A 13,270-nucleotide genomic window follows, 5' to 3' on the forward strand; every position below is an offset into this window, starting at 1 on the left:
TCGGTTGTGACTATACCAGGTAAGGGTACCATTACCTATATCTACGATGCCGTAGGCACCAAGCTTGAAAAACGGGTAAACGAGTTGCGGGCACCTTCAATAACAACAATGCCAAACAAACCATTACCAGTTATTTGGGCAACTACGTGTATGAAAACAACCTGCTGCAATTCTTCGGACATGAAGAAGGCAGCGTACGCCAGTTGCGCGATGGCAGCGGCGCTGCAACTGGGTTTGCCTACGATTACTTACTGAAAGACCATCTGGGTAACACACGTATGGTGCTGACCGACGAAAGGCAGCAGGATATTTACCCGGCAGCCACGCTGGAAGGTGACGCGTCTGGCGGGGCATTGGCCATCGAAAAGAATTTTTATGCCATTGAGGATGCCAATATTGTGAACAAGCTATCAGAAATACCTGGCTATGTAAACAACAATGGCATTCCCAACAATAACCCCAATGCACAAACCGGCGCCAACAGTGCGAAAATGTACAAGCTTACTGGTGACGGAACCGGCAAAACCGGGCTGGGTATTACCCTGAAAGTAATGGCGGGGGATGTGATTGATATTTTTGGCAAATCTTACTACAATACCGGTAACCCGGGCAGCAGTAACAACCTGCCGACTTTGAGCATCTTGTCTGGCCTGCTGGCCACACCGGCGGGTTCAGGTATCGCGGCTGCGCACAATGTTACAGCAGCCGGTATTGATGCATTGCCATCAGCTGTTTCCGGCATACAAGCCCTGCAAACCGAGCAGGCCACAGTTGGCAATAACAATGTCACAGCCCCGCGTGCATTTATCAACTACCTATTTTTTGATGAACGCTTCACCTGTGTAGGGCATGGTTTCAGCATGGTGGGTGCCAACGGTGTACTGAAAGACCACCATGCCGAGCTGCAGGCCAAAACCGCTCCTGCCAACGGGTACGTTTATGTATATTGCAGCAACGAGAGCCCGGTAAATGTATACTTCGACAATATCCAGGTAGCACACACCCGCGGCCCGCTTGCGGAAGAAACGCACTATTATCCGTTTGGGTTGACGATGGCGGGGATAAGCAGTAAGGCGACTGGGAAGTTGGAGAATAGGTATAAGTATAATGGAAAAGAGCTGCAGCATGCTGAGTTTAGTGATGGTAGCGGGTTGGAGGAGTATGATTACGGAGCAAGGTCTTTAAATGCCCAATTGGGGCGTTGGTTTAACGTAGACAACAAAGCCGATAGCTTCTACATGTTTAGTCCATACAATTATGCTGTAAATAATCCTATTTTATTTGTTGATCCTGATGGAAATGATATTGATTATTATGTGCAAAAGAAAGGTGACGGAACGATATTAATATCTGCTACAATTAATTTAACAATAGTTAATCCTAACAATGAATTTACATTTGGAGATGCAGATCAGATTGCGCTAAAAAATAAGATAGCCAAGGATTTTAGCGGTATTCTTAATACTAAAAAAAATGATAAAGGGAAAGAAGGGGATCCGATAACTTTAGATATTGACGTTAGTGTAAACCTTACTGTTGTATCGGATGTCGATAAGGCGAAGAGTTCTGATTTTATTATCACGTTTGTCAATGACATTCCTTCCCAAAATACAAGTGAGGGGTATGTAAATCCTATTGGATTAGCTCATGGTGACGTGGCTACTGTAGAGGCTGGAAAACGAAGTGGCCAATTTGTTAATCAGATTATAAGTCACGAATTAGGGCATATTCTTGGCTTACAACATAGTCCTTACACGATTATGGAGAAAAGTCTTGATGTAAATCCTGATAATAGATCTTCGGGTACCAATCAAGTTCAGAGAAAGATCATTTTCGATTGGACTAAAACTTTACCTCTAGGCCCGAGTTGGAATCGTAGTGGTACCACAGCCGACAGTTGGGAAGAAATGAAAGATTTTATAAAAAAGACACAATGATAAAGATTATTCGCTTATTGCAAGTGACGTTACTGGCATATTTATTTACGAGTTGTAACAGAGGCCATGTAAGGGATATCGATTATACAGTTGGTTGCTTGAAAATGTCAATCCCTGATACTATGAAGCTCGTTGAAGGCAAGGGAATAGATAGTTATAGCGGCTGTATTTTGAATAAACGTACCAATGATACGCTTCTTCAACTGGAGTATGGAAAAAGGAATATCATTTTCAGTTTACAGGAAAATGTGCCGGCAGTTCGCTCAATAGATGATCAGGCGTTAATGGTTAGTCAACATATCAAAATGCAGCCGGAAACAGATCTTGTTTTTTCAGATTCTCCGCAAGAAGATGAGGACGAGAAGGTTTTTGCAAAGAATTATTATTACTATGATACCATTCATTCAATAGTAGCTAAGGTCGTTCGTCCAAAAAGAATTGGCAAAGGGATGTCAGGTATTTATATGCCTAAATTAAAAGACGGCAACAGCTTTAGCATGTACGGAGATAATCTGGATAGTCTGAATGATCGGACAGTCATGAAAATAGCCGTTTCTATCCGATATGCAAATGAGTATAAGTAACAACATCTTGCCAGCTGTATGTTTTTTATGTCTAAATCTGTTTTGATGAAAAGGTCTTTTGAATTTATATAGGATTGGAGCAAGTAGCGGAGTGAAAATAATAATGGATGATTTTAACCTACAATAAAGCAGAAGAATGCTCGCAATGAAGATGAAGGAGATTATCTATTTATGCATTTCTGCAGCCCTGATGACACGATGCGGCAACGTGGAAATGCCGAAGCAACGTATGCTGCACCGTACTACCGGGGAGGTCAGGCTAGTCGATAGCCTGGAAGCAGCGCGTAGGGCTGTTGCTGCGTTTAATAACTCTGTTGCTAATTGTAAGGATTCTATCGTTAAATATAATCTTGTTTCGGTGAATGATACTTGTCTTAAGTACATCTATGTAATGAATGGGAGTAGCAGGTTGAGATATCGGGATTCATTATTTGTATCACAATGCACTATTAAATTAACCGGTTTTGAAAAGAAGGATAACAATATTTGTCAACTTCAGTATACGGTATTTATTTGTGATTCAGTGCCCATTATTGCAGATTTAACTGATGAAGCAATTGTGCCTATGATACATACTGCAGCATATAGTTTAACGGAAAAGAAAATATCGCGGATATACGTAGGACAAGAAACTGCTTATATGAAAGAAAGGGATCTGGAAAAAGCTTATCAGTATGCACTTAGTGATAAAAGTAAGCAAGCCTTTTTTCCAAGTCATTATCAGCAATTGGATCCGGAATTTATCAGGCTTTATCCGCTGAATATTAAATAGGAATATTGTTGCGCTTTAATATTGCGCTATAATAAACGCCATCGCTCACATCCGCTCCTGCAACGCCGTTAACCGCGTTAACCCTCCCCAGTTGGTAAACAGTTGCAGCGACTGGGTTTGAATGGCATCATTGCCCAGGGGCCAGGTGCTGTTAGAGCTAGGGAATACCAGGTAAACAATGCCGCCGCCTGCGCCGCCGTTTCTTGGGGCAGAAGGAATGCCCAATGCTGCTGCCATGGCAATGGATGCTTCGCCAATTTTTGTTCTGGGACCAATATCCGCATATACGCCACCTGCTACCTGCCGGGTCTTTTGATTGTAAACAATGCAGAAATCACCCAGCTTGGCATTGAATGATTTTCTGCTGGGCAATACGATAAACGGGATACTGGATGCATCTGCATACCGGCGCGGATCGGTGCTTTTTTTCGTCTTGTCCTGCAGCGATGTTTGTGAAATATAAAAGCCTGGTGCCGGATCACTAGGCCCTTGCACAATGGGGTTGCCATTGGCATCCGTCATAACGCCGAACCAGTTGCCGGGGCTGCCGGCATTGGCCAGTTTGTCCAGCCCCTTGGCGCTGTCTGCATTGTAGGCCATAGGCGAACCATCTGCATCAATGGCCATTCCTGCTTCATAAAAGAAAGCAGCTGTATTCTCCTGAAGAGTGTAAATAGTGGAATATTCAATTTTGTCCAGCTTAATAAGTGTGTCAGCCATAACTGTGTTTTATAAGATGATGGATGGATCAGATGGTTTATTGGTTTATTGTTGAATGGTTATTGAAGAACTGACCCATCTTGTTTTGATGTTTGTCAAATCAGGTAAAGGCTATACAAAATGGCGGGAAATGCTGAGCGGAAGAGGTTCATGCAACTGTACCCAAGTGCAGCGCATGATGTAAAATATAAAGTTGCCGGTGAAATTCAAACTGTTTTAAGTTTTTTCTCCGGAAATTACTGAAGTCGTATCGTGTGTATGCCCATTGGCAAGTACAATGTGCGTGAAATTTGTGGTTCATCAAAAGTAATAGCTTACTTCCCATGCTTTTTCTGCATAAACTTAACCGAAAGCCGCATGATTTTTTTCAGCACTTCCAGGTCAACATCTTCAAGCTTTTTGATATAAACGCAACCGCCTTCTGCTTTGTGTTTGCCCAGTTGCTGCAACAGGGCTTCCTTTTCTTCAAAAGCAGCAACATATAAGGTAATAGCAGCTTTGCGCGGTGAAAAGGCCAGCAATGGGGCATCGCCTTCATGACCACTTTCGTATTTGTAATGATAACTTCCGAAACCAATGATCGCGGTTCCCCACATTTTGGCTTCATAACCGGTTTGGTGTGCCATTATCTCAACCAGCTGCCGGCTGTCTTCCCGTTTGGTTTCGTCTTCGATGGTTTTAATAAACGCGGCTACGCTTTTGCCGGTCTCCGTAGTTTTGGGTTTTGCCTTTGCCATAATTCCGCATTGATGGGGTGAGTAGATTTATTTTAAAGTTACAATATCAACTGCGCTTTTGCATAGGTAAAAGCAGTAATTTCCTGCTTCGTACAATACCTATTCCCGGTATGTGTTATTGGCCGCTAACCGGGGTAACCTTAAAACATTGTTTATGTTTCGCCTGCTAGTGCTGGTATGCTTGTTGCTGACCATTGGTGTTGCTGCAAAAGCGCAAAATATTGACACCCTGATTGCATCCATCTTTTTTCAAACTGGCCTGAAAAGAACAGATACAGGCCTGGTAGCTACATTCAAACGCAACGATAACCTGCAATTGGATACGGCGAAAGGATGGACGGCTTACCCGCCTGATTTTTTCAAGAATGATACCCCATCCTGGCATACATTTAAATTTCACCATAACAACTATTTTGACCCTGCATTTGACCGCGGAAGTATCACTGTTATCATGCGAAGAAACGGAGCGGCAAAATGGTTAGGGGAAGTGTGGATGGATGTGGTAACCAGCAATATTGCCGTGGGCGATTCAACTTACTATGCACTGGATAAGGCTTTGGGCCGGTATGCCGCAAAGCGGGAAGTGGAAAAGCATCTTGATTCCAGTAATAAAATGGTCCGTTTCTGGAGTAAGGACCACCGTAAAAAAATTATCCTCAATAAATATCTGGCGGGCAATGAGGCCCAACCGGTTGAACAGATTCATATTTCCGTAAAACTTACGGATACAGGGCACGGTTAGCATTGCTGTCACAAATGGCCTGGCTGCCTTGTCTGCTGTAATACACGGATACCAGTTCGTATAAACAGGGTAAATTGTGTAATAGCATGAACAATAAGGCCACCATATTTCTCGATTACAAATCGCTGCTGTTCTCCATTGCGTACAACATGCTGGGGCAGGTAGCTGCAGCAGAAGATATTGTGCAGGATACGTTTGTAAAATGGCTCGAAACCAACGATTCTGCCATTCACAATACCAAGGCTTACCTGGTAAAGGCAGTAACCAACACCTGCATTAATTACCTGCAAAGTGCCCGTGTGCGCCGCGAATCGTATATCGGCATATGGCTGCCAGAGCCGCTGAATGATTACGAAACCGGCAGTGCGCAGAAAAGGGTAGAATCGTATCATGCATTGTCCATCGGTATCCTCGTACTGCTCGAAAAGCTTACTCCGCAGGAGCGCGCGATATTTTTGCTGCGCGAGATATTTGCCTATGACTATGCTGAGCTGGCAGAGATTTTTGAGAAAACGGCAGACAATTGCCGGCAAATCCTGAAACGTGCCAAAGCCAACCTGGGTAAAGAAACGCGGCGTTTTGAAGTAGACCTGAAGGTGCATGAAAAAATACTGCATCATTTCCTGGAAGCAGTGTCTGCAGGGCAGGTGGAGGAATTAATCCAGGTATTGAAAGAGGATATTGTGCTGATGGGCGATGGCAATGGCAATACATTTATGCTGAATGGCCAGCGCATTACTGCCACGCAAAAGCCTATTTGCGGCAGTGCAAATGTAAGCAGGCTGCTCATTAATGTATGGCCCAAATTTCATGAACATATCCCCGATTTCCGGCAGCAGATCATTATGGCCAATGGCCTGCCCTCGATCCTTAACTTTTCAGGAAATACCCCCATCGCGCTGGTTTCCATTGAACCCGATGGTGACCGTATCAGTAATATCTATATACAAACAAACCCGGATAAGCTGATGCAATTCAGGAGCGAAACAATTTGAAAATTTGCTGATTTGAAAATGAAAGGCAAAAATGGTAGAATTGTTTTCATTAGCACACTTTCAAATTTTCATTATTGTGCTGTCACATACAGGTGCTGCAATTTGTCTTGTGTTTAAACTTAACAAGATGAAAAGGGACAATTTGATTTACTGGATTGCTACATCCGTTATTGCAGCGGTGATGACTTTTAGTGTGGTGAATTTTACCTTTAACGATCATTTTCTGTATCCTGAAGGCGCTTTTAAACACCTTGGTCTGCCCGGTTATTTTAAAATAGAACTCACCATTGCCAAAACGCTGGGTATACTGGTACTGCTGGCACCGGGCATACCCGTTAAGCTGAAAGAGTTTGCCTATGCCGGTTTTGCCATTACCCTGGTATCCGGGTCTATTGCGCACGGCGCAACAGGCGACCGTATCATGTATGTGATAGATCCCCTGCTGTTTTTGGGTGTACTGTCTGTATCGTATTACTATTTCCTGAAGCGCACAGGCCAGCTTGTCAAAAGCAGCAGGGAAGCAGTAAAAAAAGATGAAAAGGTATATGGATAATAAGCGGCGTGTATGAGTTATATTTCTATGCCGGCAATATAATCCTGTGTTTTTTCGCCCAGCTTTTCTTTAATGGTTTCACGCACTTTGGCATAGTTATCTGCCACCAGGGTGGCTTTCTGTGAATTGTAATCAAGGGTAGACCGGTCTTTCTCTATTTTGAAAAACAGGATGCGCGTAATCTTGTTTTCGGTGGAAATAATGAATGAACCCAGCTGCAATGCTACCAGGTCGTTTTTCTGCGTAGCTACGCCCAGTTGAAAAACTCCTTTTGATACGGCAGTGGTGTTGCGTTCAAAGGCTTTTATTTTGCCGTCGGTATTGGCCAGGCCTTTTATCGCATCCAGTGTTTTGGTAATGATGGGAATAATTGCAGCGCCGAAGCTGGCAGTAAGTATATCCACAATTACCTGTTCTACTTCCACAAGATCATGTGCTGAACTGAAGGTTTGAAACTCGGTTCCTTCTACAATCCAGCCGAGGTTCTTGAGTACTTCAGCAAATTTCTTTTGCCATTTAACCAGGTCGGCCGGATCGCTGTAAGCCTTGTTGGCAGCGAGTTGCGCCAACAGGGTAGAGTTGAGCACATCTTCGCGTATCTGCCCGGTTGTGTCTGCTGCAAAGGAAAAAATACTGCGGTCATTTAAAAAAGCCTGCTCTTTTCCTTCCACAAATTTTTCCGCATCGGTTAAATCTTTGTCGGTAGGGTAGGTTGAAGCGGCATCTGCCAGTTCCAGTGATTTGATAAACTTTTCTACGTCGTGCGTTGGCATACTGTTGAATTTTTATAGATGAGGTGGTTTTGGATGCGTTGTTTGTTTTACACCGGTAACAGGGTAATACGCTGCTGCGTGTTGTTGGTGCAATAAAGCCCTTTGGCGAACGGTGCTGTTTCAGGATTGCCGAGCAGTGATTCAAGCTGCTTTTTACCCACGGTATTGTATAGCGGGTTAATGGTGCACAGCTCAACCAGCTGGGTATGCCAGTTGCTTTCTTTCAGGTCTGTTACACCGGCTGCATCGTTGCTGTACAGGTTTTGTGCGCCGCGGTGCAGTCGTGTAGTGGCAGGCATGGGCAGGGGGCCGAAGTCGAGTGTGGTGGCATCAAAGTTCACGGTGCTGATAACCAGTTTCAGGTAATCGCTGGTGGTTTCCCAGTTGTAGCAAACAGCGATCTCGTCTATTGCAAAAGCAAGTACTGCGCTGTTGTTGTACACCAGCTCAACCGGGTTGCCGGGTGTAAGCAATTTCACCGGCGGGTTCAGGTATTTGGAGAAGCTGGCAAAGTTTGATAGCAGGTACAACGCGCAGCAGTACAGGTCTTGCTGTGTGGTATTGGTAAGCCGTATACGTACCGTATTCTGCCAGGTATTGTTTTGCTGCAGCAGGGTAACCGGTACCTGTTCGCTATTGCCAATGGTTTCATAGGGTGCCGTTTCACCAATGGCTATTTCTATTTTTACAAAGGCAGTGTTTTCGTCAACTACCGGGTTGCGCAGCGTTTTAATGAACTCCCATCGTGCCATCTGTTTAAAAAATGCAGCCAACCGCTGTGGTGTAGCGGTGTCTTTTGCATTGAGCGGCTGTACCAATGGGCGGTACCGGTCGTTTGGCAGGGTAATATAATACAGGCCTGCTGTTTGCCGTAACACATACCTGGCTGCTGTTTCACCCGTGGCAAGGGTAATGCTGCTATTGAATGGATTAAACAAACTGTCAAACACACACTGCTGAATGGGTAGGGCAGCTGCCTGCTGGTTCACAGGGTCATCAACATACACCGGCAGCTGACTGGATTGCGCTGCCTGCACTTCGGCATGGTATACCTGTGCTTCATCCAGTGGTGATGCGGGTTGCAGGCTGCAGTAATCTATTTTTATATTGGCGGTAGTAGCTGCTATCGTAACATCACGGTTACCGGCAGTAAACAATTGCACGGTGCTGTTGGCAGCCACACCCTGTATGGCGCCCATGTTCAGCTGCCAGCCATCCGTTTCATTAAACGTGGCTTCACCCAATGCCGTACCGGCTGCGCTTGCGGGTTTGTTCAGGAAATTGGTATGCCAGTCGCTGCTGTTGCCTGCGCCCACATACAGCGTGGGTCTTTGTTCATATACATTGCGCATGTACTGGCGTATGCGCCCCCATAAATTGGCATAGGTAATGGTGCTGCCTGCATGTTTCAACACGCTTAGCAGTACCTGTGTAAACACGCCCCGCCGGTTCAGCTCCATGGCCGATTCATTTTGCTCGCAGGCCGTGAGCTGGAAATGAAAACCCTCGGGCAGCAGCTGCGCCAGGTTATGCGGTGTAAACTGCGCCTGCTGCAATTGGTGGCTGAAGATAAAGTCGCCCCAGGGCCGTTGCGGGAAAACAACATCCACCTTTCTTTCTGCTGCTTCTGCATCTTTAAATGCATCTTTCACAAGTGCGGCATTGCGGGTAGTGCCGCCTGAATGGCAGCAATCGAACAGCGTAACAATATGTGCGCCTGTGGCTGCAAGGTTATGTATCAGCCAGCGCAGTTCTTTATTGGCCAGCAAAAAGTTGTTGCCCGATGCGGCATCTGCATAACATACCAGGCTTTGCAGTTTATGTGTGTCTGCATTCTGAAATACGGCGGTGTCTGTTTCTTCCTGTGTGCCATGACCGGAATAATACAGCAAGGCCACATCATTGGCCGTTGCCTGCGCAAGATGCTGCTGTATGCCAGCCACAATGTTTTGCCTGGTGGCATCGCTGTTGTGCAGCTGTTTTATTTGCAGGGTAAAATTTCTTTCTGTCTGCAGGTAATCATTAATCGCTGTTGTATCATTCACACATCCACGCAGGGGGGGGAACACGATGGTTTGGCTACCCATTTTTAAAGGCGAAGGATATTCATTGATGCCGATTAACAGCGCATAGAGCACGGGCCTGTTGTTGTTCTCTTTTTCCATATAGGCAATTTTCCGGCGGTGTTTAATAGTTGCACACAGTGTAATCCCGTTTGGCAGCGTGCCAAACGGCTAAAGTTCAATACAGGGATTGCTATGGGGATAATTGTATGGAGTGTGTTTATTTCCGTATACCGCCGGTAATATAAAAATAGCACCGGCAGCTGCAAACGTAAACGTGAAATGAACAGGGTTACAATGCTGTTGCCAAAGTTTGTTATTATATTCTACAAATGCAATACCTGCCATGCTTTTTTTGCAGTATTCCCGGGGACAGCTGCAGAACAGCTTTGGGATGATTGGATCATTATAATAAATCAAATACCGCATTGGCTGTCCTTTTACGGGTTGTTTTGCTTTAAGCTAAATTTCAGAAACACAGTATTTTATACAGAATCGCTTAAAATTCATATAACAGCGCTTAAGTATATATTAACGCCTTTGAATGTGTAAAAGGCTGGTGTATTCTTGTGTAAATGTTTTGCCTATGAAGTGGATTTTTATAGAAGACAATTTTATAGACAAATTGATTGCAGAAAAAATCTGTTCCCAGCACGGTGTGCAGGCCCTGTTTTACGAAGACCCTGCCGAAGCCATACTGGCAGCACAGCAGCTGTTACCCGATGTGGTGCTGCTCGACCAGTTTTTGCCCGGCGCCAACTGCATGGAAGTGCTTCATCAGTTAAAAGCGCATGCCCTTCTCAAATACATACCCGTGTACATTTTAAGCGCCGGCTGTACCGGTACTGCAGAAGAAGAAGCTTTACAGGCAGGAGCCGTACAATGGCTGATGAAACCGTTTAACCGCGACTACCTTCACCTCATCAGCAAGAAACTGCATGGCAACCGGGCCGCAGGGCACGAAACAGTGGCGCTGGCTGATTAAAAAAAGCTTAGTCCTGTGCCGGCGGCTTGTTTTATTGTAAGCGGCACCGGGGCCAGCACCGATAAAAGAGTATCTTTATTGTATTGTTACTGTTTAACAGTGTAATATTACATGAGTGATACCCTTGAAGCGCAGTTAGCGGCCGATATTGAGGCCGTGCAGCATTTATCTATTGTTCCTACCATGCTCGAAGTGATCTGTTTAACCACAGGTATGGGATTCGCAGCAGTGGCGCGTGTTACCCAGCAGCGCTGGATCGCCTGCTGTGTGCGTGATGAAATCAGTTTCGGGTTAAAACCTGGCGGCGAATTACAGCTCCAGACAACCATCTGCAACGAAATCCGCGACAGCGGCAAGGCGGTGATTATCGATCATGTTTCTGAAAGCGACCTGTACCGTTATCACCATACACCGGCCATGTATGGCTTCCAGAGTTATATTTCTTTTCCTCTTTTCCTGAAGAACGGCGCTTTTTTCGGAACCTTATGCGCCATCGACCCGCGTCCTGCACAACTCAACAATCCCAAAATTATCGGGCTGTTTACCTTGTTTGCCGAGCTGCTGATGCTGCACCTGCACAGTACCGATATACTGGAACGCAGCCAGCATGCATTGTTCGAAACCAACCGGCAGTTAACACATTACCGTGATGAGAACCGGCAGTACCAGCACATATCCAACCATAGCCTGCAGGAGCCATTGCGGAAAATAAGAATGTTCAGCGATCTGCTGGTAAATGCAACGGAAGAAACCGATGTAAGCAAGGCCCGCAATATTGCATCCAAGATCAATTCCTTTGCAGGCGACCTAAGCCGCAAAATTCACGCGCTTACCACGTTCTCTGAACTGGATGAGCAACACTTCAGTTTTGAACCCGTGGATCTTAACCTGGTGATCCGTGAAGTACGCAACCGCCTGGCCGTACAACTCAACGAAAAACAAGCGGCATTGCAGGCTGATGTTTTGCCCGAAGTAAAGGCCGTGCCTGCACAAATGGTGCAGCTGTTTTACCACCTTGTTCGCAACGCTGTACAATGCTCGCGCAGCAATGTTAAGCCTTTGGTGCATATTTACGCGCGACCGTTAAACACAGAACAACAGGATGATGCCCTGTTGCCCGGCACCGATTTATCCCGCTATTGCGAAATCGTGGTTGCAGACAATGGAACCGGTATTGAACAGGCGCAGCTCGGCAAAATCTTCGACATCTTTGTGCGTTTCAGCAACGATAGCAATACCGATGGTTCAGGCTCCGGCCTGGCCTATTGCCGCAAAATAGTACGCAACCACGGCGGCAGCATCAACGTTACATCCAACCCGGGAGAGGGATCGGTGTTCTCGCTGCTGTTGCCACTTGCATAAATCGCCGGTCGTGACGATCACCAACTGCCGTTGCCGGTGTCTTCACCGGCAACAAGCTGCACAGCTATCATGCACGCACATTTTCAAATTGTTCCGGCACGATTGTACCATAACCATGTTGCATGCATATGCGCTAACCCGCATGTATAAAGGGGTTCAGGCTGCTTTAGATGGTTACATTTTCGGATTTTCAAAATGTAGCAAAAACATTTTTCAAAACCCTTGCACTTTTAAAATATCCTTTTTACTTTGTGCCTGCATATTATCCTCACGTTATTATACGTCCTGCTAATTTTTACTGAAGTGTATCTCATATGCCGGTTATGCCAATAACACGGGTAAGTAGTTATGCATTTCCTCTTCAGCCCCTTATCCTCATTTGTCTCCTGCTTTGGTACTTACACTAGCGATAGCTATATCCAATCCTCAACGAAGTGCGTTTTTAAAGGTCATTCATAAACCGGTTAACCCGGATTGTCTGTAACCCTTAAGTTTTTAGTGTTATGAGCAAGTTTAATGCAGGATGGTTTGTGATTTACACCAAACCGCGCCACGAAAAAAAAGTTACCGAACAACTGGGAAAAGCAGCTGTCAATGCTTTCCTGCCCACCGTTAAAACACTGCGCACCTGGTGCGACAGGAAGAAGTACATTGAAACGCCATTGTTCCCGTCTTATGTATTTGTGCATTTAACCGATACCCAGTGTTATCTCAAAAGCCTGGATATAGACGGTGTGCTGCATTATGTAAGAACAGGGAAAGAAATTGCACGCATCAGCGATACGGTGATTGATCATATCCGTTTGGCTGTACAGGGCGAAACCGGTATGGAAATATCGTATGAAAACTTCAGGCCCGGCCGCCAGCTCATGATACGGGAAGGCGTGTTTACGGGCTATTGCTGTGAAGTGGTGCAATACAAGGGAAAAGAAAAAATTCTGGTTCGCATAAGCCTGTTGCAGCGCAGCATACTGCTGAACCTGCCGGCCGAACAACTCATGTGCATGCAGGAAGGCAGCCTCACCTGTTAACTGCAGTGGCAGTCAT

General features: G+C 45.5%; 13 protein-coding genes. 9 read left to right on the forward strand and 4 right to left on the reverse strand.

Annotation, left to right across the window (positions count from 1 at the left end; all coding sequences use genetic code 11):
- Window positions 1-134 precede the first annotated feature (134 nt).
- The 3 genes from DXN05_RS18180 to DXN05_RS18190 all read left to right on the forward strand — a co-directional run bounded on the left by DXN05_RS18180 (window position 135) and on the right by DXN05_RS18190 (window position 3,293).
- Window positions 135-1,937: an RHS repeat-associated core domain-containing protein gene (locus DXN05_RS18180; protein ID WP_116848700.1), complete on the forward strand. Its 1,803-nt coding sequence runs from the start codon at window positions 135-137 to the stop codon at window positions 1,935-1,937.
- Entirely contained in the window at window positions 1,934-2,521 is a 588-nt protein-coding gene (locus tag DXN05_RS18185; protein WP_116848701.1) for a hypothetical protein, read from the forward strand. Before DXN05_RS18180 ends, DXN05_RS18185 begins: the two co-directional genes overlap by 4 nt.
- Before the next feature lie 151 nt (window positions 2,522-2,672).
- Window positions 2,673-3,293, forward strand: a complete 621-nt coding sequence (locus tag DXN05_RS18190; RefSeq protein ID WP_147313979.1) for a hypothetical protein — start codon at window positions 2,673-2,675, stop codon at window positions 3,291-3,293.
- Window positions 3,294-3,338: 45 nt separating this feature from the next.
- Here DXN05_RS18190 and DXN05_RS18195 read toward each other — a convergent pair whose 3' ends face one another.
- Complete coding sequence (locus tag DXN05_RS18195; RefSeq protein WP_116848703.1) at window positions 3,339-4,013, reverse strand: glycoside hydrolase family 75 protein; 675 nt, start codon at window positions 4,011-4,013, stop codon at window positions 3,339-3,341.
- Between the two features lie 314 nt (window positions 4,014-4,327).
- A complete protein-coding gene (locus DXN05_RS18200; RefSeq protein WP_116848704.1) occupies window positions 4,328-4,750 on the reverse strand; it encodes a DUF1801 domain-containing protein in 423 nt (140 codons plus the stop codon).
- A gap of 154 nt (window positions 4,751-4,904) precedes the next feature.
- On the opposite strand from DXN05_RS18200, the gene DXN05_RS18205 reads away from it, so the two are divergent.
- From DXN05_RS18205 to DXN05_RS18215, 3 genes are all read left to right on the forward strand, one after another.
- Entirely contained in the window at window positions 4,905-5,492 is a 588-nt protein-coding gene (locus DXN05_RS18205) for a hypothetical protein (protein ID WP_116848705.1), read from the forward strand.
- A gap of 86 nt (window positions 5,493-5,578) precedes the next feature.
- Window positions 5,579-6,487, forward strand: a complete 909-nt coding sequence (locus DXN05_RS18210) for a sigma-70 family RNA polymerase sigma factor (RefSeq protein ID WP_116848706.1) — start codon at window positions 5,579-5,581, stop codon at window positions 6,485-6,487.
- A 127-nt stretch (window positions 6,488-6,614) separates the two neighbouring features.
- A complete protein-coding gene (locus tag DXN05_RS18215) occupies window positions 6,615-7,040 on the forward strand; it encodes a DoxX family protein (RefSeq protein WP_116848757.1) in 426 nt (141 codons plus the stop codon).
- Window positions 7,041-7,057: 17 nt separating this feature from the next.
- Here the strand turns inward: DXN05_RS18215 and DXN05_RS18220 are convergent, their stop codons facing one another.
- The gene (locus DXN05_RS18220; RefSeq protein ID WP_116848707.1) at window positions 7,058-7,813 is read right to left on the reverse strand and encodes a hypothetical protein; all 756 of its coding nucleotides are present in this window, start codon (window positions 7,811-7,813) and stop codon (window positions 7,058-7,060) included.
- 47 nt (window positions 7,814-7,860) lie between these two features.
- Complete coding sequence (locus tag DXN05_RS18225; protein WP_116848708.1) at window positions 7,861-9,978, reverse strand: caspase family protein; 2,118 nt, start codon at window positions 9,976-9,978, stop codon at window positions 7,861-7,863.
- A 484-nt stretch (window positions 9,979-10,462) separates the two neighbouring features.
- On the opposite strand from DXN05_RS18225, the gene DXN05_RS18235 reads away from it, so the two are divergent.
- The 3 genes from DXN05_RS18235 (at window position 10,463) to DXN05_RS18245 (ending at window position 13,254) form a co-directional block, all read left to right on the forward strand.
- Entirely contained in the window at window positions 10,463-10,861 is a 399-nt protein-coding gene (locus DXN05_RS18235) for a response regulator (RefSeq protein ID WP_158559314.1), read from the forward strand.
- Window positions 10,862-10,972: 111 nt separating this feature from the next.
- Window positions 10,973-12,223 (forward strand): GAF domain-containing sensor histidine kinase, encoded by a 1,251-nt coding sequence (locus tag DXN05_RS18240; protein ID WP_116848711.1) that lies wholly within the window; start codon window positions 10,973-10,975, stop codon window positions 12,221-12,223.
- Between the two features lie 503 nt (window positions 12,224-12,726).
- A complete protein-coding gene (locus DXN05_RS18245) occupies window positions 12,727-13,254 on the forward strand; it encodes a UpxY family transcription antiterminator (protein WP_116848712.1) in 528 nt (175 codons plus the stop codon).
- The last annotated feature ends 16 nt before the right edge of the window (window positions 13,255-13,270 follow it).

The organism is Deminuibacter soli (assembly GCF_003412455.1).
Classification (GTDB): Bacteria; Bacteroidota; Bacteroidia; order Chitinophagales; family Chitinophagaceae; genus Deminuibacter; species Deminuibacter soli.

What these genes read in the sequence shown, in the direction of transcription:
- DXN05_RS18185 (WP_116848701.1), top strand. Translation starts at nt 1,934, where the DNA reads ATGATAAAGATTATTCGCTTATTGCAAGTGACGTTACTGGCATATTTA.
- DXN05_RS18195 (WP_116848703.1), bottom strand. Translation starts at nt 4,013, where the DNA reads ATGGCTGACACACTTATTAAGCTGGACAAAATTGAATATTCCACTATT.
- DXN05_RS18225 (WP_116848708.1), bottom strand. Translation starts at nt 9,978, where the DNA reads ATGGAAAAAGAGAACAACAACAGGCCCGTGCTCTATGCGCTGTTAATC.
- DXN05_RS18215 (WP_116848757.1), top strand. Translation starts at nt 6,615, where the DNA reads ATGAAAAGGGACAATTTGATTTACTGGATTGCTACATCCGTTATTGCA.
- DXN05_RS18210 (WP_116848706.1), top strand. Translation starts at nt 5,579, where the DNA reads ATGAACAATAAGGCCACCATATTTCTCGATTACAAATCGCTGCTGTTC.
- DXN05_RS18190 (WP_147313979.1), top strand. Translation starts at nt 2,673, where the DNA reads ATGAAGGAGATTATCTATTTATGCATTTCTGCAGCCCTGATGACACGA.
- DXN05_RS18245 (WP_116848712.1), top strand. Translation starts at nt 12,727, where the DNA reads ATGAGCAAGTTTAATGCAGGATGGTTTGTGATTTACACCAAACCGCGC.
- DXN05_RS18235 (WP_158559314.1), top strand. Translation starts at nt 10,463, where the DNA reads ATGAAGTGGATTTTTATAGAAGACAATTTTATAGACAAATTGATTGCA.
- DXN05_RS18220 (WP_116848707.1), bottom strand. Translation starts at nt 7,813, where the DNA reads ATGCCAACGCACGACGTAGAAAAGTTTATCAAATCACTGGAACTGGCA.
- DXN05_RS18240 (WP_116848711.1), top strand. Translation starts at nt 10,973, where the DNA reads ATGAGTGATACCCTTGAAGCGCAGTTAGCGGCCGATATTGAGGCCGTG.
- DXN05_RS18205 (WP_116848705.1), top strand. Translation starts at nt 4,905, where the DNA reads ATGTTTCGCCTGCTAGTGCTGGTATGCTTGTTGCTGACCATTGGTGTT.
- DXN05_RS18200 (WP_116848704.1), bottom strand. Translation starts at nt 4,750, where the DNA reads ATGGCAAAGGCAAAACCCAAAACTACGGAGACCGGCAAAAGCGTAGCC.